This window comes from Phaeobacter sp. HF9A, assembly GCF_011806385.1.
In the GTDB taxonomy this organism is placed as follows: Bacteria; Pseudomonadota; Alphaproteobacteria; order Rhodobacterales; family Rhodobacteraceae; genus Epibacterium.
On sequence record NZ_JAATOX010000082.1, the window covers coordinates 1 to 18131 of the forward strand.

Here is an 18131-nt window from a genome sequence, read left to right on the forward strand (position 1 = left end):
AGGCCTCAATGAGCGGCATTAGATGTGTGTCCGCCAGCGGCGACAGCCCGGCACCGCCAAGGCAGAGCGGGTGGTCTTCGGGCAGGATGCCCTTGGCCTTGTAAGTGGTGACAAAGGGGATCTGGCGGGCCTCCAGAAAGGCGCGGGTCGCTTCGGGGCCGCCCGGCAACAGGGCATCAAGGCCGATAATCGCCAGCGGGCGGGTGGCCTCGGCCAGCCAGCGATGCGCCTGCGCCAGTGTCGCGCCTGCGGGGGCGCGTTCTCCGGCAGGCGCGCTGCGGATGTCGGACTGCGTGGCGGCGGTGTCGGCGACGGTGATTGGCACGTCGATATGCACGGGGCCCTGGCGGGCCTCGGTGGCGATGGTGACGGCCTTGTCGGCGATCACCCCGGCGGCCTTGGCATCCAGGCGAAAGCTCGCCTTGGTGATGGGGGCAAAGACCGCCTGCTGGTCGAGCACCTGATGGGTGTAGCTTTGCGCCTCATCCGCATCGACGCAGCCGGTCAGCACCAGCATTGGCACCCGGTCCTGATGGGCGTTGGCCACCACATTGACGCCGTTGAGCGCGCCAGGGCCGAGCGTGGCCACCAGGATCGCGGGCGCGCCGTCGGCGTGATGCACCCCTTCGCCCATGAAGCCGGCGCAGTTTTCATGTTTGGCCAGATGGAAGGCGATGCCGGCCTTGGTGAGCGCATCAATCAGGGTCAGCACCTCGCCACCGGGCATGCCAAAGGCGTGGCGGCAGCCCGCGTCATAAAGACGACGGGCAAGAACATCGGCGGCGCGGAGGGGCTCGGTCATATTGGGGCTCACGTATTTTGTGGTCAGAATCGACGGTGCTCAGCGCAGCGCGTCTTTGGCGATCTCGGCGAATATGGCGTCCAGCTCGGCGGCGAGGCCTGCCAGCTTCGGCCCGGCCTCTGGCGTGTAGGGGGCAAAGACCTCGCTCGGGATTTTATAGGCGAGGGTGGCGCTGTGGTCCGCATCTTCGGTCACGTAAAAGCGCAGCGGTGCCTCGATCATCGCAGCGGTCGAGAGGCCGAGGATCGCGACCGCGTAATCATTGCGAAAGACCCCCACCACCCGATTGCCGGGAATGGTGATGCCACGCGCCTTGGCGGCTCCGGTGGGGCCTGCTTCGGTCACCAGGCCCATCTTGTGGGCCCTCACGGCGGCCTTGAGATCTTCCAGCAGGGTCGGGAAATCCTTACCGCTGTCATGAACGGCCCAGCCCGCGCGCGGTGTCAGCTCCGCAGCGGAAAGGGGCAGGACGGCGAGGGGCAGGCAAAGGAGCGCCGCACAAAACGCCGCAGCTCCGCGGCGGATGCGCCCTGTCGTGATCCTTGTCATAATGCGCCCTCCGCTGCGTGAATGCCGACTGTATGCTGTCTTGGGTCTACGCGGAAGGGGGCTGAAATACTCGTCACATTTCAGTGCGTTTGACGTTACGTTGGCGCCTCTCGAACCGCCTTTCGAGTCGCGCGAAAGGCCTCTGGTTCAGGTCCAGCCCTTGCGGAAGAAATGCGGGCTTGCGCCGAATTTGCGTTTGAACTGACGCGAAAAATGGGTGGCGGAGTTGAACCCGGAGGCCAGTGCGATTTCGGTCACCGACATCGAGGTCTCATTCATCAGCGCAAAGGCATGGCTGAGGCGCATGTCGGAATAGACATGCATCGGGCTCTGGTCGAGATAGCGCGAGAACAACCGCTCCAGCTGTCGCCTTGAGATATCAAGCCGGCGGCAGAGCTCGCCGATCGATAGCGGATCCTCGATCGATTCCTGCATCAGTTGCAGCGCCGAGAGCAGGCGCTGGTTGCGGCTGCCGATGGCTACGGCGTAGTTCGATTTCTGCGGCGCCGCCCCGGAGGTGGAGCGCACATGCAGGCACATATCGGCGACAATAATCGCAAGCTGCTTGCCATGGCGCTGCTCGATCAGCGTCAGCATCATATCGGTGGCGGCGCTGCCACCGCCGCAGGTCATCAGGTTGCCGGAGACCTCGTAGATATTGGGCGAGGGTTTGAGATGCTCGAAGCGCTCGACGAATCCGGGCTGGTTTTCCCAATGAAGCGTAAAGGGTTGGTCCTTGATCAGCCCGGCCTGGGCGAGCCGCCGATCTTGCGGCCAAAGCGATGTTCGCGGCGCAGCCAGTTCAGTGCGGTTTCGCTGGCGGTGTCCTGGGGTTCGACCCCGGCGCAGACGAATCCCACCGCTTCCGAGGTGAGCGCGCGCAGCGGGATATCCGGCGTGATCACCATCCCGTTGGAACAGCGGACCGGCGCGCCGTCCTCTGTCATGATGTACCAGCGATACAGTTTTGTGTTGGTGACCTGATTGGCAATCCGCAAGGGTTCGATCGCCGCGGCCACCGGCAGCATCGTCGCCTTGGGCAAGAGCAGGAAATAGAAATCCTGTGGCTCTCCGGCATGCGGCACGGAGAGCGTGGCGGCGGCGCCTTTTTGCACAAAACTGTCGTCGGACATCGGCGGTTCCGTTCCGGTGTACTCTGGAGCATGAACCTGGCGGTTCAGCGGCTGAGATACCAGCTACCGCTCTGCGTGACGGACGTGCCGGGATATTGCGACCTCGGTGTGATGAATTACGACACTTGCGATTTTCGCCTGGCCGTCGGCGGCATTTGGGCCATGGCGCATATGAGCCGCAGGCGCGCAAAACCCGCCACGCCGCTTGCGCTAAAATCGGCGCGACCTCTTGCAGGTCATTTTTCCCAGCACTAAGACTCGGGTAATCTTCTGTCGGGTATGGTGCCCGTCAAGATCCCAAGACAGGCAGGTCCAATGATTGATCCAACAGAAACCTACATGAACACTCTTGTGCCGATGGTCGTTGAGCAGACCAGCCGGGGCGAGCGCGCATATGACATTTTCTCGCGCCTGTTGAAGGAGCGGATCATTTTCCTCAACGGCCCGGTGCATGATGGCATGTCCTCGCTGATCGTGGCGCAGCTTTTGCACCTGGAGGCGGAGAATCCCTCCAAAGAGATCTCCATGTATATCAACAGCCCCGGTGGCGTCGTGACCTCCGGTCTGTCGATCTATGACACCATGCAGTACATCAAGCCCAAGGTCTCCACGCTGGTGATCGGTCAGGCGGCCTCCATGGGCTCCCTGCTGCTGACCGCAGGCGCGCCGGGCATGCGATTCAGCCTGCCGAATTCGCGCGTAATGGTGCACCAGCCCTCCGGTGGGTATCAGGGTCAGGCGACCGATATCATGATTCACGCCGAGGAAACCCAGAAGCTGAAACGGCGCCTCAATGAAATCTACGTGAAGCACACCGGTCAGGAATACGACAAGGTCGAAGCGGCGCTGGAGCGCGACAATTTCATGTCGCCCGAGCAGGCAAAGGACTTCGGTTTGATCGACGAGATCGTAGAAAACCGCGCCAAAGGCGACGAAGAAGAGAGCTAAGCCCGTATTTTATACAGGCTTTGTGCTCCCTTCACTGTCGCGTAGGCAAGGGAGCACAATTTGACATTGTGGCCGCTTTGGACCTGTCCTAAGCTGGTCGGAAATCGGGGCGACCTGTTACGCGCTGGCCCCGAGGCGGATGGAAAGGTAGACCATGGCGACGAATTCGAGCGGCGACAGCAAGAATACGCTTTACTGTAGCTTCTGTGGCAAGAGCCAACATGAGGTGCGCAAGCTGATCGCGGGCCCGACCGTGTTCATCTGTGATGAATGTGTGGAACTCTGCATGGACATCATCCGCGAGGAGAGCAAAGCCTCGGGGTTGAAGGCCACCGATGGGGTGCCCACGCCCAAGGATATCTGCGACGTGCTGGACGATTACGTGATCGGCCAGGCCACGGCCAAGCGGGTGCTGTCGGTCGCGGTGCACAACCACTATAAACGTCTGAACCACGCCCAGAAAGCGGGCAGTGACATCGAGTTGGCGAAATCCAACATCCTGCTGATCGGCCCCACCGGCTGCGGCAAGACGCTGCTCGCGCAAACACTGGCGCGGATTCTGGATGTGCCCTTTACCATGGCCGATGCCACCACGCTGACCGAGGCCGGTTACGTGGGCGAGGATGTGGAAAACATCATCCTGAAGCTGCTGCAATCCTCTGAGTACAACGTCGAGCGCGCGCAGCGCGGCATCGTCTATATCGACGAGGTCGACAAGATCACCCGCAAGTCGGAAAACCCCTCGATCACCCGCGATGTCTCGGGCGAGGGCGTGCAGCAGGCGCTTCTGAAGCTGATGGAAGGCACCGTTGCCTCTGTTCCGCCGCAGGGTGGGCGCAAGCATCCGCAGCAGGAATTCCTGCAAGTGGACACGACCAACATCCTGTTCATCTGCGGTGGCGCCTTTGCGGGTCTTGACCGGATCATCAAACAGCGCGGCAAGGGCTCTGCCATGGGCTTTGGTGCCGATGTGCGCGATGACAGCGATGCCGGCGTTGGCGAGACCTTCAAGAATCTGGAACCCGAAGATCTGCTGAAATTCGGTCTGATCCCGGAATTTGTCGGCCGTCTGCCGGTTCTGGCAACGCTGGAAGATCTTGATGAGGATGCGCTGATCACCATCCTCACCAAGCCGAAGAACGCGCTGGTCAAACAGTATCAGCGCCTGTTCGAGCTGGAAGAGACCGAGCTGGACTTCACCGAAGAGGCGCTCTCGGCGATTGCCAAGAAAGCTATCGAACGCAAGACCGGCGCGCGGGGCCTGCGCTCCATTCTGGAAGACATCCTGCTGGATACGATGTTCGATCTGCCCGGCATGGACAGCGTCACCAAGGTTGTCGTCAACGAGGAGGCAGTCAATACCAACGCCCAGCCGTTGATGATCCACGCAGACGAGAAAGAATCGGCATCTGCAGGCTGATCCGAAAATGACCGCCACATGCGGTTCGGGGCTGGTGTCGAAGAGACGCCAGCCCTTTTTTATTGCTTGAAGTTAGTGCTGCACAGCATTGAGATCGCGAGGAAAACATGCGCAGTGAGAGCTTTTCTTACAGGGATGGAGATGACGAATGTATCGGCCATCTCGTTTGGGACGAAAGCCGCAAAACCCCGGCGCCTGGGGTCCTGATCGCCCCGGCCTTTGGCGGGCTTGGCGTGTTTGAACGTGATCGGGCGGCGGAGCTCGCAGAGCTCGGCTATGTGGCGCTAGCGGTGGATTACTACGGCAATGGCACGCGCGCGGAAACACCGGAGGAGGCACAGGCCCTGATGGCCGAGATCACCGCCGACCGGCGGGTCCTGGCGCGGCGCATGGTGGCCGCCTATGAGGCGCTGGCCGATTTGCCGGAGGTGGACGAGAACCGCATCGCTGCGACGGGCTATTGTCTTGGTGGCAAGGCGGTTATGGATCTGGCGCGCACGGGCGCCGGGATTCGCGCCTGCATACCGCAGCACGGTGTCTATGATGCGCCGAATTTCCCCACTGAACAGATGCAGGCCGCCGTTCTGGTGTTGCATGGCTGGGATGACCCGCTGTCACCGCCAGACGCGCTGAGCGCCTTGGCGCAGGAGCTGACGCAGCATTGCACGGATTGGCAGGTTCTGGGCTTTGGCCACACCGGCCATGCCTTCACCAACCCAAAGGCGCAAAACCCGGAGGGCGGCATGATGTACAGCGCCCGTGCCAGCACGCGCGCCTGGGCGGCCCTGACCGGATTCCTGGCTGAAAAACTGACAGAGACTGTCGAATAACCTGCTGCCCTGCGAGGCTGTGAATTTGTCTTTTCCCAGCTCGTCAAAGCGCTTAGTGACTCAATTCGTCAAACTTGGAGACAGAGACCATGAGTATCACACGTATTTCCTCGGGCGGTGAGTTCGAGGCAAAAATCGGCTATTGCCGTGCCGTTGTTGCGGGCGGGTTCGTGCATGTTGCGGGCACCGTAGGGCAGGGCGATGATGTGGTCGCGCAGTGCAAATCCGCGCTCGACACCATTGGGGCGGCGCTGGAAAAGGCCGGGGCCAGCTTTGCGGATGTGGTGCGGGTGAACTACTACCTGCCCGACGCGGCGGAGTTTGAACCCTGCTGGCCGGTTCTGGCGGACAGATTTGGCGCCAACCCGCCGGCCGCGACGATGATCGAATGCAATCTGATCTCGCCGCAGTTCCGCATCGAGATCGAAGTCACCGCATTGGCGCCGTCAAACTGAGCCACGCTGCTGCCGCGCGGCCTGTAGCTCCGCTGTGGTCGGGATGGCGCGTTCGGAGAGGAGACCGACATAGTTCTCCTTTTCGACGCGCCATCTGTCGTAGAGCGTGACAAGATTTTTGAGGATATTGACATCCTTCTCGCGCATCTCGGCGATCATATAGCGCGCATCATCCACCAGATTGCACATCATGCCGCGAATGGTTTGATGCAGCAGCTCCTCGTCCAGGTCTTCCTTGAGGATACCCACGGCAAGGAATTCATAGTAATTCAGCAGCTCCTGAAGCGCGGCGGCGGCGTCTTTTTCATCAAGATCGTTGGAGTTGCGCGCATGCAGCCAATCCGAGAGGAAGATATCCGTATCGGCGGGGAAATAGGCCAGCCGTTTGCGATTGGTGGTCTGGAAGTATTCCGACAGGCGGGTCTCGAACAATATGTTGATCGTATGTTGTTTTTGCCGTGCTTGACGGGCGCTGCGCGAGGATTGACGATATTGTGACGCGCCGATCATGATCCCGGTCATGGCAATCCCGCCCGCAAAAATAGACCCCGCCAGCGGCAGGAAGGGGCGCACCGTGTCAGAGGCAAGCTGCTGCGGCAGGATCGCGCAGAGGATGAGGAAAACCACCGCCGCCGCGAGCGCAAAGATCGCGAAACCACCGAGAAAAAGGAGCGTTATGGCGAGAGTATCGAGCGTTTTTCTCAAGAAAACACGGCAATGTTGATAAAATAATAGCTACTTTCGCTCAAGGACCACATGATACCGCGTGATGCGGTCTATTGGGTCCTTGATACGATCAAGGGCGGGCGATTAGCCGTTGCCAAAACCTTCGAGGTACATAGTCGATCTCCCATATAAGAGGACGCAGCCAGAAGACCACATTTGCGGCCAGGATGCAAGTTGTGCCGACGCTCGGCCCGTCAGCCTGTCGTGCGAGATAAACAGACTATCTCACACCAAAATTAAGTGGGAATGAACGGGCTGTGCGTCAAGATGCTCAGGGACAGGGATTTGGGAAGAATTGCTGGACCTTAGCTGTCAATTGCGCCATATCAGGGGCGATACTTTCGGAGGAACCCATGGGAATCCTGACTTCGCTCTTGCAAGCCGTCACCTGGTGGAACGGTGCTACCCTGAACACGCTGCTTTATACCCGTCGCAAGGGGATAAAGGTTGGCGAGGATGATCAGGGCAATGTCTTTTATCGCAATGCGGATGACAGCCGTCGTTGGGTGATCTTTAACGGCGAGGCCGAGGCCTCGCGCGTCAATGCCGACTGGCACGGCTGGCTGCACCGGACCTTTAAAGACGTCCCGAGTGACAAGCCGCTTGCCCATAAGGTCTGGGAAAAGCCGCATCAGGAAAACCTGACCGGCACCGTCATGGCCTATGCGCCGGCTGGCTCCATCCGCGCGGGCGGGGAGCCGAAGCCGCGTCAGGACTATGAGGCCTGGAGCCCGGAATAAGGGCACGCAATTCACCGATGTGAAACCCCCTGCAGAGGGGCGTTTCCAGATCTGGCCAAGAGGCAGGTTGAGATGAGTCATTCTACCACCGAAGTGCTGACTGGCGGGCTTGTGCTTGTTGTGGCGGCAGGATTTGCCTTTTACGCGGCGCAGGCGGCGGGGCTGTCCGGCGCGGGCGATAACTACCCGCTGAGCGCCTCCTTTCGCTCGTCCGAAGGGGTGAGCGTCGGCACCGATGTGCGGCTGGCAGGGGTGAAAATCGGCACTGTGACCGATGTGTCGCTCAATGCGCAGACCTTTCGTGCCGACACCACGTTTTCGGTCAAGGACGGGATCATGATCCCCGATGACAGCTCCATTGTGATTGCCTCCGAGGGGCTTCTGGGCGGCAACTTCGTCGAGGTGATGCCCGGTGGTTCGCTGACGAATTTCGAACCCGGGGATGAGATCACAGATACCCAGGGCGCGGTCAGCCTGATTTCGCTTCTGGTGAAATTCGTCGCGGGCAGTGGCGGCAACAGCGACGGTGGATCATGATCCTGCGACGTCTGGGGAGCGCCCTCTGTCTGGCGCTTGCGACCTCTGCGGCCAGCGCGCAGTCGATTTCGGTTGAGGAACTGGCGCCCGCGCCGGTACAGCCCCTTGTGCCTGAAGTTCGCGAACATGTGGAGCGGGTCGAGGCGGAGAGCGGCAACCTGGTCAGCCTGCGTGGGCTCGACAAGGTCAATGGCAAGAGCATCGACGTGGACTTGCAAACTGGCGCCTCGGCCGAGGTCTTTGGCCTTTTGGTGACGCTTCGCGAATGCCGCTATCCGGCGGAAAACCCCACTGGCGACGCCTTTGCCTATCTGACCATCCGCGATCCTGACGGCGGGCAGGTCTTCTTTGATGGTTGGATGATTGCCTCCAGCCCGGCGCTGAACGCGCTGGATCACCGCCGTTACGACGTCTGGGTGCTGCGCTGCAAAAGCACCTGAGGATCCGGGATCACCGGCGTCAGGAAATCGCCTGAGGACTGGAGCGCCTCGGCCAGCTTCTGACGATAGCGCCCGCGCGGGATCTCCTGCCCGCCCAGCGACGCCAGATGTGGCGTGATAAACTGCGTATCACAGAGCAAGAACCCACCGTCATTGAGCCGATCCACCAGATAGGCCAGGGCGATTTTAGAGGCGTCGCGGCGGCGCGAGAACATGCTCTCGCCAAAAAACGCGGCCCCCAGCGACACGCCATAAACACCGCCAATCAGCGCTGCGCCCTCCCAGACCTCCAGCGAATGGGCATAGCCCATGCTGTGCAGCTCCAGATAGCGGTCAAAGATTTCCTCATTGATCCAGGTTTCCTCCCGCGCTGCGCATCCCTGCACCACGCCGGAAAAATCCGTATTGATTGCGATGGAATAGCCACCGCGACGGATCGTTTTCGCCAGCGAGCGGGAGATATGAAACCCATCCAGCGGAAGAATTCCCCGCCGCTTGGGATCGACCCAGAAAATCTCCGGGTCGTCGCGGCTTTCTGCCATGGGGAAGACACCGCTGGCATAGGCGTGAAGAAGCAGCTCTACGCTCAGCGTCATGGGATGAGCCTCGCATCTAGGTCGGCGGGCGGCAGCCATGGCCGCCGCCCCCAGCGATGATCAGCCGTTGAGATTGGCCTCAAGCCATTTTTCCAGCCAGTGGATGTTATAGTCACCGGTCTGGATATCCTTTTCCTGCAACAGGGCGGCAAACAGCGGCACGGTGGTGTCGATCCCGTCCACGATCAGCTCGCCCAGCGAACGGCTGAGACGCGCCAGCGCCTCGTCCCGGTCGCGGCCATGCACGATCAGCTTGCCGATCAGGCTGTCGTAATAAGGCGGGATCGAATAGCCGTCATAAAGCGCCGAATCCATCCGCACGCCCAGACCGCCGGGGGCGTGGAAGGCGGTGATCTTACCCGGGCAGGGGGCAAAATTCGGCAGTTTCTCGGCGTTGATGCGCACCTCGATGGCGTGGCCGTTGATTTGCAGCTCGTCCTGGGTGAAGGAGAGCGGCAGCCCTTCGGCAACGCGGATCTGCTCGCGCACCAGATCGACGCCGAAAATGGCTTCGGTCACCGGGTGTTCCACTTGCAGGCGGGTGTTCATCTCGATGAAATAGAACTCGCCATCCTCATAGAGGAATTCAACGGTGCCAGCGCCGCGATAGCCCATCTTGCCGATCGCGTCGGCGCAGATGCCGCCGATGCGGGCGCGCTCTTCGGGGCTGATGCAGGGGCCGGGGGCCTCCTCGAATACCTTCTGGTGACGGCGTTGCAGCGAACAATCCCGCTCGCCCAGATGCACGCCACCGCCCTGGCCATCGCCAAAGACTTGAACCTCGATGTGACGCGGCCGCTGGAGGTATTTCTCCATATAGACTTCGTCATTGCCGAAGGCGGCCTTGGCCTCGGAGCGCGCGGTCTGGAACGCCTGCACCAGATCATCGGCGGTTTCGGCAACCTTCATGCCGCGGCCGCCACCACCGGCGGTGGCCTTGATGATCACCGGATAGCCCATGTCGGCGGCCACTTTCTTGGCGGTCTCCACATCGGGCACGCCGCCGTCGGAACCGGGCACGCAGGGGATGCCGAGCGCCTTGGCGGTGTCCTTGGCGGTGATCTTGTCGCCCATCTGGCGGATATGTTCCGCCGAGGGGCCGATAAAGGTGATGCCGTGGTCTTCGACGATCTGCACGAAATTGGCGTTTTCCGACAGGAAGCCATAGCCCGGGTGAATCGCCTGCGCGCCGGTGATCTCGCAGGCCGAGATAATGGCCGGGATCGACAGGTAGCTCTGCGCGCCGGAGGGCGGGCCAATGCAGACCGATTCATCGGCCATGCGCACATGCATGGCGTCGGCGTCAGCGGTGGAATGCACCGCCACCGAGCGGATGCCCATCTCGCGGCAGGCCCGGATCACACGCAGCGCGATCTCACCTCGGTTGGCAATCAGGATTTTGTCAAACATGCGCTGGCCTTACTCGACGATGACGAGAGGGGTGCCGAATTCGACTGCGGCGCCGTCCTCGACCAGGATCCGTTTGACGGTTCCGGCCTTGGGCGCGGGAATGTGGTTCATGGTTTTCATCGCCTCGACGATCAGCAGCGTGTCGCCTTCGCTGACCTGCGCACCAACCGACACAAAGGCGGGCGAGCCGGGCTCCGGTTGCAGATAGGCGGTGCCAACCATCGGCGAGGTCACGGCGCCGGGATGGGCGGCAGGGTCTTCGGCGGGCGCGGCGGCAGCTGCGGGGGCGGCAGCCGCCACAGGCGCCGCCGGAGCTGCCGCATATTGAACCGGTGCAGCGGGGGCGGCAGGGAATTGACGGGACACACGGACGTTCAGGCTGTCGTCCTCGGCGTAATCGCGTTTGACCTGAAGCTCAGTCAGGTCATTTTCGCGCAACAACTCGGCCAGCGCCTTGATGAATGCTACATCTGCTTCATGAGATTTATTTGTCATTGGGTTCCTCGGCAGGGTCCTGTCTGGCCCCGGTTTGTGCGGGGCGGGAATTTTGTGCCTTATATGTCATGGCTGACCATAAGGAAAGCGCACTTGAGCTGGCCCCAAGATGAGGGCGAAGCCCCGGTTTTTCAATCGCTATTCCGGGGGCTTGTTTTGATTTTTCACAGGTTACAGTGGCATGCCGGAGAGTTTTGCGACCAATTCCGGCAGTTTGCGGGCCTGGAATTTATCCAGCAGCCGGGCACGGTGAGTCTCTACCGTGCGATAGGAGAGATCCAGCTCCAGCCCGATCTCCTTTGCGGACAGCCCCCGACAGGTCAGGATCGCCACCTCGCGTTCGCGGGGGCTGAGGCTGACCACGGGGCGTTCATCCGACAGATCGGCAAAGGACCAGATGCCGGTGCGAAACGGATCCTCCGCACAGGTGGAGCGCCCCCGCACCCGACACCAGAACAGCGCCCCATCGGTGCGCCGCATGATGCGCTCATCATGATAAAGACCGCTTTGCGCCTCAGGCATCCGTAACCGCTCGCCAATGCGCTGGTAATCCTCGACACTGGGATAAAGCGCGGCGATGGGCAGCTCGCATAGCTCCTGAGGCTCGCCGCCAAAGATCTCGGCGAACAGCAGGTTGCAGCGCTTGATAATACGATGGTCCAGAAGGGCCAGCCCAACAGGGGCGAGGTCAAATGCGGGATCGGACATGGACAGGTGATAAGATGGAACAGCCGGGAAAACCAAGCCCTGGTTTCATCTTTTCATAAATATCCCGGGGAGCGCGAGGGGCGGCGCCCCTCGCAACAGAAAAGAGGCGCGGAGTTCCCCCCGCGCGTCCCGACCGTAAATCATGGCGCCCGCCGAAGGTCAGATCGCCAGGTATTCGGCGCGCAGCTCTTCGTTCTCCAGAACCTCGGCGGCACTGCCGTCAAAGACGATGCCGCCGGTGTCAAGGATCACCGCCCGATCCGCCAGTTGCAGCGCGCGCACGGCGTTTTGCTCAACGATGATGGTGGTCATGCCCTGTTCCTTGATGTGAATGAGGGTTTTCTCAATCTCATCCACGATCACCGGCGCAAGCCCCTCATAGGGTTCATCCAGCAGCAGAACCTTGATGTCGCGCGCCAGCGCCCTTGCGATCGCCAGCATCTGCTGCTCGCCGCCCGAAAGGGTCACACCCTCCTGCTTGCGGCGCTCGCCCAGGCGCGGGAACAGCTCGTACAGCCGCTCAATGGACCAGCCGATCGGCGGGGCGATCTGTGCCAGTTGCAGGTTTTCCTCCACCGTGAGGCCGGGGATGATGCGCCGATCCTCGGGCACCAGACCCAGGCCAGCCGCAGCCGCCTCATGCGAGGCCATATTGTGCAGCGGCTGGTGATCGAGCCAGATCTCGCCCTTGGTCACCAAAGGGCTGCCTGTGCGCGCGATCGAGCGCAGGGTCGAGGTCTTGCCAGCGCCGTTACGGCCCAGGAGCGCCAGAATCTCGCCCTCGTGGACATTGAAGGAAATGCCCTGAACGATGTAGCTCTCGCCGTAATAGGCATGCACATCCCAGACCGACAGGAAGGCCGGGGCGGTGGTGGCCTGATTGGCGTTTTTGGAGAAATCGGGTTTGACGTTCATCAGTTTGCTCCTTTACGCCGACTCGCCCAGATAGGCTTCGCGGACCTTCGGGTTGCCCCGGATGTTTTGCGGATCGTCCTCGACCAGGGGCGTGCCCTGCGCCAGAACGGTGATCCGGTTGGCGAGGCTGAACACCACATGCATGTCATGTTCGATGATGGCGATTGTGATGTCGCGCTCGTCCGAGATCTGTTTCAAGAGGTCGATGGTGTTATTGGTGTCGGCCCGCGCCATGCCGGCGGTGGGCTCGTCCAGCAGCAAAAGGCGCGGCTCCTGGCTCAGGCACATGCCGATCTCCAGCCGCCGCTTGTCGCCGCGTGACATGGCGGCGGCATGCATATGCCGCTTCTCCAGCATGTTCATCTCCTCCAGCATCGCTTCGGCCTTGTCGAGAATATCGCGCTGCGACATGACCGAGCCGATCGCGTTCAGCTCAAAGGCGCCATCGCGTTTCGCCAGACAGGGGATCATCATGTTTTCCAGCACTGTCAGATCCCCAAAGATTTCGGGCGTCTGGAACACGCGGGAAATTCCCATCTGGTTGATCTCATAGGGCGCGCGTCCCAGCACCGACTGGCCATCAAACATCACCGATCCACTGTCCGGGATGAGCTTGCCCACCAGGCAGTTCAGCAGGGTGGATTTCCCGGCCCCGTTGGGGCCGATGATGGCATGAACCGAGTTCTCCTTGACCGAGAGGTTCACATCCGAGAGCGCCTGCAAGCCGCCAAAGCGTTTTCCGACGTTTTTGACTTCGAGAATACCCATATCGTGCTCTCCTTATTCCGCCGGGTTGGTTTTGCTTTGCGAGGCGTCGCCGCGCTTGTTGCCGCGGATCCAGCCATGGATGCGCTGTCCGCCTTCGACCAGCCCGCCGGGCAGGTAGATCACCACCAGCATGAACAGGATGCCAAGCGTCAGGTGCCAGCCCTTGCCGATGAAGGGGTGCACGATGAAGACCACAAAATCCTCAAGCCCGTCAGGCAGGAAGCTGAACCAGCCGTGCAGCACGTTGTCGTTGATCTTGGAGAAGATGTTCTCGAAGTACTTGATGAAGCCCGCGCCCAGAACCGGACCGATCAAGGTGCCGGCACCGCCGAGGATGGTCATCAGCACCACCTCGCCAGAGGCCGTCCACTGCATCCGCTCCGCCCCGGCCAGCGGGTCCATGGAGGCCATCAACCCACCCGCGAGCCCGGCATACATGCCGGAGATCACAAACGCCGCCAGCGTGTAGGGTTTGGAGTTCAGGCCAGTGTAGTTCATCCGTTGCTGGTTCGACTTCACCGCCCGCAGCATCATGCCAAAGGGCGAGCGGAAGATGCGGATCGACAGGTAAAAGGCCGCCAGCAGGATCAGCGCGCAGAGGTAATAGCCGATGTTGAACTGGAAATCCCAGGCGCCCACGGCCATTTGATAGGTGGAGCGCATCTCCAGCCCAAAGAGATTGGTCACCGGGATCGAACCATCTGCCGTCGCCGAGGCACCAAGGATGCGCGGATCATCCAGCGTCAGTTGCAGGCCGGTTTCGCCATTTGTGATCGGGGTCAGCACCGAATAGGCGAGGCTGAAGCTCATCTGCGCAAAGGCCAGCGTCAGGATCGAGAAGTAGATGCCCGAGCGACGCAGGCTGATATAGCCGATGACCAGCGCAAACAGACCCGAGATGATGACACTGAGGAGGATGGCCGGCAGCACATTCATGCTCAGCAGTTTGAACATCCAGACCGCCGAATAGGATCCCACCCCGAGAAAGGCCGCATGGCCAAAGGAGAGATATCCGGTGAGGCCAAAGAGGATGTTGAAGCCAATGGCAAAGATCCCGAAGATCACGAAGCGCTGCATCAGATCCGGGTAACCGGCGTTGAATTGCGCCAGGCCGGAGCCGGTGGGAAAGGGGTTCAGGATGAAGGGGGCAAACAACGTCAGGATCGCGACGATCAGCAGCAGCGTTGTGTCTCTTTTTTCAAGTCCAAACATTGATTTAGTCCTCCATCACGCCTTTGCGCCCCATCAGGCCGCGCGGACGCACCAGCAGGATGATAATGGCGACGAGGTAGATGATGATCTGGTTGATGCCGGGAATGAGGTTGATCGCCCATTCCATCGAGGCAAAGCTTTCAAGGATACCGAGCACAAAGCCCGCCAGCACCGCACCGGGCAGCGAGCCCATGCCGCCGACAACCACCACAACGAAGCTCAGGACCAGGAAATCCATCCCCATGTGATAGTTGGGCGAGTTGATCGGCGTGTACATCACGCCAGCCAGCCCTGCCACAGCGGCGGCGATGCCGAACATGATGGTAAAGCGGCGGTCGATGTTGATGCCCAGAAGGCCCACGGTCTCGCGGTCCGCCATGCCAGCGCGCACCACCATGCCGAAGGTGGTGAATTGCAGGAAGGCAAAGACACCGGCAATGATCAGGCAGGCAAAGAAGAAATAGACGATGCGCCAGACCGGATAGATGATATCCATGCCGATGAGCGCGCCGATATTGGCAACCCCATTCAGCGCATCCGGCGCCGGGGTCGGGATCGGGTTGGCGCCGTAGAAGTATTTCACCACCTCTTGCAGCACGATGGCGAGGCCAAAGGTCACCAGGATCTGGTCCGCATGCGGGCGCTTGTAGAAATGCTTGATCAGCCCGCGCTCCATGATGAAGCCGAAGCAGATCATGATCGGGATGGCAAAGAGGATTGCCAGCGGCACCGACCAGTTGATGATCAGCCCGCCGAGATCCGCGCCGAGCCAATGCTCCAAATAGGTCGTCTTGACCTTCAGCGGATTGCCGAGGAAGTCGGTCTGCGTCGCGTCGATGGTCTCAAAGCTGATGTTGAAGATCTTCTGTAGCGTCACTGCACAGAAGGCACCGATCATGAACAGGGCCCCATGGGCAAAGTTCACAACACCAAGCGTGCCGAAAATGAGTGTCAGGCCCAGCGCAATCAGCGCATAGGCGGAGCCCTTGTCGAGCCCATTCAGGATTTGCAGAAGGAATGCGTCCATGATCCCCACCTTCCGGTTCGTCTGGGTGGATGTTTCAGGTAGCAACAGCAGGTCACGCCCGATGGAAATCGGAGCGCGTCTCAGGTCGAGCCAAGCTGTGCGGGAGAAGGAGGGTCGAGCGCCGCCTGGCGCCCGACCAATGTCTGCGCTTAGGCGCCCGGGTTACAGGAGCCGAGCTGGCCGCCTGCAAACATCGGGTGATCCGGCGCATAGGTGACTTGCTCGGCCGGGGTCACTTCGACCACTTCGAGAAGGTCGAACTCGGAGGTCGGGTTCTCTTTCCCGCGCACAACCAGAACGTCCTTGAAACACTGGTGGTCGTCGGCACGATAGAGCGTCTTGCCGTTGCCCAGACCGTCGAACTCGAAACCTTCGAGCGCTTCGGCCACCGCGCAGGGGTTGAAGGAGCCCGCACGCGCCACCGCATCCGCATAGAGCAGCGTCTGCACGTAGCAGGTATGCGCAGCCTGGGAGGGCGGGAAGCCGTATTTGGTGCCGAAGGAGCGCACAAAGGCCTGGGAGCCTTCGTCGCGCAGCGACCAGTGCCAGTTGGTGGAGCCGTGAATGCCCTTCACGTTTTCGCCCGCACCCTTCGCCATCAGGCGGGAGTAGAGCGGCACCACGATTTCAAAGTTCTTGCCGTTGACGACCTTGTCGCGCAGGCCGAACTGGACCGCGTTGGTGAGCGAGTTCACCATGTTGCCGCCGTAGTGGTTCAGCACCAGCACATCCGCGCCGGAGTTCAGAACCGGTGCGATGTAGGAGGAGAAGTCGGTCGCGGCGAGCGGGGTCTTGACCGTATTGACGGTCTCCCAGCCGAGCGCCTCAGTGGCGGCCTTGATCGATTCTTCCTGGGTCCAGCCCCAGGTGTAGTCGGCCGTCAGGTGATAGGCCTTGCGGTCATCGCCATAGAGGTTCTTCAGCACCGGTGCCAGCGCGGCGGCGGACATATAAGCGTTGAAGAAGTGACGGAAGCCATTGGCTTTCTTGTCTTTGCCGGTGGTGTCGTTGGAGTGGGTGAGGCCAGCCATGAAGATGACGCCTGCCTCCTGACACAGACCCTGCACAGCCACGGCCACGCCGGAGCTGGAGCCGCCGGAGATCATGATGGCGCCGTCTTTTTCGATCATGGATTTGGCCGATGCGCGGGCGGCGTCGGATTTGGTCTGGGTGTCACCGGTGACGAATTCGACCTTCTTGCCCAGGATGCCGTTGCCTTCCAGCGCCTTGGAGCTGAAGGTGCTGAGCATGCCGCCATCGCCGCCGCCATTCAGGTGTTCGACCGCCAGTTCAAAGGCGCGCAGCTCGTCGGCGCCCTCATCCGCGTAGGGGCCGGTCTGGGGCACGTTGAAGCCGAGGGTGACGGTGCCGCCCGTCGGATCATTGGTGAAGGCCGCAGCGCTTTGCGCGGTGAAAATGGTTGGCAGCGCCAGACCTGTGCCGGCAACCGCGCCGGTTTTCAGCAGGCCACGACGGCTTACGTCTGTCTTGGACATGAAATTCCTCCCTAGGATGAAATCGGGAACATGCGCCTCCTCACTTTACGCAGTTCCCACGCAACATTGTGCAAAAGGAGTATGGAGGTGAATTGTAAATTATCGCAATAAAACCCTTGTTTTGCGCGATTTTTCTGTAAAGAAATATACATGGAAAACCGTTTTTCGGTAAATTTTCTTATTCTGCCATGCAGAAAGCCGTTGATTGGCCAGTTTTTTATCAGGAGGGCGCCTTTATGCCGACGGACAGTCTGACCGGAAGCCGGATCCGCGAACGCCGCATGGTGCTGGGGCTGCGTCAGGCGGATCTGGCGCGCGAGGTGGGGATCTCTGCCTCCTATCTCAACCTGATCGAGCACAATCGTCGCAGAATCGGCGGCAAGCTGCTCGTGGCGCTGGCGCAGGTCCTTGGGGTGGAGGCCTCGACGCTGACGGATGGGGTTGAGGCGACGCTGATCGCAGCCCTGCGCGAAGCGGCGGCGGACAGTCGTCACCCGCTTGCGGAACTGGACCGGGTGGATGAATTCGCGGGCCGCTTTCCCGGTTGGGCCGAGGTGCTGTCGGACACCCATGGCCGCGTCGGCGCGCTGGAGCGCACGGTGCGCGGCCTGTCGGACCGGCTGACCCATGACCCGCATTTGGCGGCCTCCCTGCATGAGGTGCTTTCTACCGCGGCCGCCATTCGCTCCACCGCCGCGATCCTGGCGGAGCCGGGCGAGCTGGAGGCCGAATGGCGGGATCGGTTTCACCGCAACCTTGATCAGGACGCCCAGCGGTTGGCCGACAGCAGCCGCGCGCTGGTGCGATTTCTCGACGACAGCGAGGCCAGCAGCAACCGCAAGGGCACCCCGCAGGAGGAGCTGGAGGCCTTCTTTGCCGCGCGTGGCTATCACTTCCCGGATCTGGAGGCGGGCAAGGTCACCG

Annotated in this window: 20 protein-coding genes and 1 pseudogene; 8 read left to right on the forward strand and 13 right to left on the reverse strand. The window is 61.1% G+C overall.

Going from position 1 to position 18131, the window contains the following annotated elements:
* The 3 genes and pseudogenes from HCZ87_RS14160 to HCZ87_RS14170 all read right to left on the reverse strand — a co-directional run.
* Positions 1-802, reverse strand: an 802-nt coding sequence (locus tag HCZ87_RS14160; RefSeq protein ID WP_167644609.1) for a thiamine pyrophosphate-binding protein, incomplete at its 3' end; no start/stop codon positions are given.
* Positions 803-841: 39 nt separating this feature from the next.
* Positions 842-1351, reverse strand: a complete 510-nt coding sequence (locus HCZ87_RS14165; RefSeq protein WP_254868653.1) for a DUF302 domain-containing protein — start codon at positions 1349-1351, stop codon at positions 842-844.
* Between the two features lie 147 nt (positions 1352-1498).
* A pseudogene (locus HCZ87_RS14170) lies at positions 1499-2484 on the reverse strand (GlxA family transcriptional regulator).
* A gap of 315 nt (positions 2485-2799) precedes the next feature.
* Here HCZ87_RS14170 and HCZ87_RS14175 point away from each other — a divergent pair.
* The 4 genes from HCZ87_RS14175 (at position 2800) to HCZ87_RS14190 (ending at position 6137) form a co-directional block, all read left to right on the forward strand.
* The gene (locus HCZ87_RS14175) at positions 2800-3432 is read left to right on the forward strand and encodes an ATP-dependent Clp protease proteolytic subunit (protein WP_167644611.1); all 633 of its coding nucleotides are present in this window, start codon (positions 2800-2802) and stop codon (positions 3430-3432) included.
* 154 nt (positions 3433-3586) lie between these two features.
* Entirely contained in the window at positions 3587-4852 is a 1266-nt protein-coding gene (gene clpX / locus HCZ87_RS14180) for an ATP-dependent Clp protease ATP-binding subunit ClpX (protein WP_167644613.1), read from the forward strand.
* Between the two features lie 107 nt (positions 4853-4959).
* Positions 4960-5682 carry a dienelactone hydrolase family protein gene (locus tag HCZ87_RS14185; protein WP_167644615.1) on the forward strand — a complete coding sequence of 241 codons (723 nt, stop codon included), beginning with the start codon at positions 4960-4962 and terminating at the stop codon, positions 5680-5682.
* A gap of 89 nt (positions 5683-5771) precedes the next feature.
* Positions 5772-6137, forward strand: a complete 366-nt coding sequence (locus tag HCZ87_RS14190) for a RidA family protein (RefSeq protein WP_167644617.1) — start codon at positions 5772-5774, stop codon at positions 6135-6137.
* Here HCZ87_RS14190 and HCZ87_RS14195 read toward each other — a convergent pair.
* Positions 6129-6842 (reverse strand): DUF4760 domain-containing protein, encoded by a 714-nt coding sequence (locus HCZ87_RS14195; protein WP_167644619.1) that lies wholly within the window; start codon positions 6840-6842, stop codon positions 6129-6131. The two genes, HCZ87_RS14190 and HCZ87_RS14195, sit on opposite strands and share 9 nt — an antisense overlap.
* A gap of 374 nt (positions 6843-7216) precedes the next feature.
* Here HCZ87_RS14195 and HCZ87_RS14200 point away from each other — a divergent pair, with 374 nt between their 5' ends.
* The 3 genes from HCZ87_RS14200 (at position 7217) to HCZ87_RS14210 (ending at position 8580) form a co-directional block, all read left to right on the forward strand.
* Entirely contained in the window at positions 7217-7603 is a 387-nt protein-coding gene (locus HCZ87_RS14200; protein WP_167644621.1) for an NADH:ubiquinone oxidoreductase subunit NDUFA12, read from the forward strand.
* A 72-nt stretch (positions 7604-7675) separates the two neighbouring features.
* The gene (gene mlaD / locus HCZ87_RS14205; protein ID WP_167644624.1) at positions 7676-8140 is read left to right on the forward strand and encodes an outer membrane lipid asymmetry maintenance protein MlaD; all 465 of its coding nucleotides are present in this window, start codon (positions 7676-7678) and stop codon (positions 8138-8140) included.
* Positions 8137-8580 (forward strand): DUF2155 domain-containing protein, encoded by a 444-nt coding sequence (locus HCZ87_RS14210; protein WP_167644626.1) that lies wholly within the window; start codon positions 8137-8139, stop codon positions 8578-8580. Before mlaD ends, HCZ87_RS14210 begins: the two co-directional genes overlap by 4 nt.
* Here HCZ87_RS14210 and aat read toward each other — a convergent pair.
* The 9 genes from aat to HCZ87_RS14255 form a co-directional block, all read right to left on the reverse strand.
* Positions 8544-9176 carry a leucyl/phenylalanyl-tRNA--protein transferase gene (gene aat / locus HCZ87_RS14215; protein WP_167644628.1) on the reverse strand — a complete coding sequence of 211 codons (633 nt, stop codon included), beginning with the start codon at positions 9174-9176 and terminating at the stop codon, positions 8544-8546. The genes HCZ87_RS14210 and aat overlap by 37 nt on opposite strands.
* A 60-nt stretch (positions 9177-9236) precedes the next feature.
* A complete protein-coding gene (accC, locus tag HCZ87_RS14220) occupies positions 9237-10586 on the reverse strand; it encodes an acetyl-CoA carboxylase biotin carboxylase subunit (RefSeq protein WP_167644629.1) in 1350 nt (449 codons plus the stop codon).
* 9 nt (positions 10587-10595) lie between these two features.
* Complete coding sequence (gene accB / locus HCZ87_RS14225) at positions 10596-11081, reverse strand: acetyl-CoA carboxylase biotin carboxyl carrier protein (RefSeq protein ID WP_167644631.1); 486 nt, start codon at positions 11079-11081, stop codon at positions 10596-10598.
* Positions 11082-11252: 171 nt separating this feature from the next.
* On the reverse strand, positions 11253-11789 hold the full coding sequence (locus HCZ87_RS14230; RefSeq protein ID WP_167644633.1) for a PAS and helix-turn-helix domain-containing protein: 537 nt from the start codon (positions 11787-11789) through the stop codon (positions 11253-11255).
* 159 nt (positions 11790-11948) lie between these two features.
* On the reverse strand, positions 11949-12704 hold the full coding sequence (locus HCZ87_RS14235; protein WP_167644635.1) for an ABC transporter ATP-binding protein: 756 nt from the start codon (positions 12702-12704) through the stop codon (positions 11949-11951).
* Positions 12705-12716: 12 nt separating this feature from the next.
* Entirely contained in the window at positions 12717-13472 is a 756-nt protein-coding gene (locus HCZ87_RS14240; protein WP_167644637.1) for an ABC transporter ATP-binding protein, read from the reverse strand.
* Between the two features lie 12 nt (positions 13473-13484).
* The gene (locus HCZ87_RS14245; RefSeq protein WP_167644639.1) at positions 13485-14684 is read right to left on the reverse strand and encodes a branched-chain amino acid ABC transporter permease; all 1200 of its coding nucleotides are present in this window, start codon (positions 14682-14684) and stop codon (positions 13485-13487) included.
* A 4-nt stretch (positions 14685-14688) separates the two neighbouring features.
* Positions 14689-15711 (reverse strand): branched-chain amino acid ABC transporter permease, encoded by a 1023-nt coding sequence (locus HCZ87_RS14250; RefSeq protein ID WP_167644641.1) that lies wholly within the window; start codon positions 15709-15711, stop codon positions 14689-14691.
* Positions 15712-15860: 149 nt separating this feature from the next.
* On the reverse strand, positions 15861-17207 hold the full coding sequence (locus HCZ87_RS14255) for a substrate-binding protein (RefSeq protein WP_167644643.1): 1347 nt from the start codon (positions 17205-17207) through the stop codon (positions 15861-15863).
* Positions 17208-17443: 236 nt separating this feature from the next.
* Here HCZ87_RS14255 and HCZ87_RS14260 point away from each other — a divergent pair.
* A partial coding sequence (locus tag HCZ87_RS14260; protein WP_167644645.1) for a helix-turn-helix domain-containing protein occupies positions 17444-18131 on the forward strand: 688 nt, incomplete at its 3' end.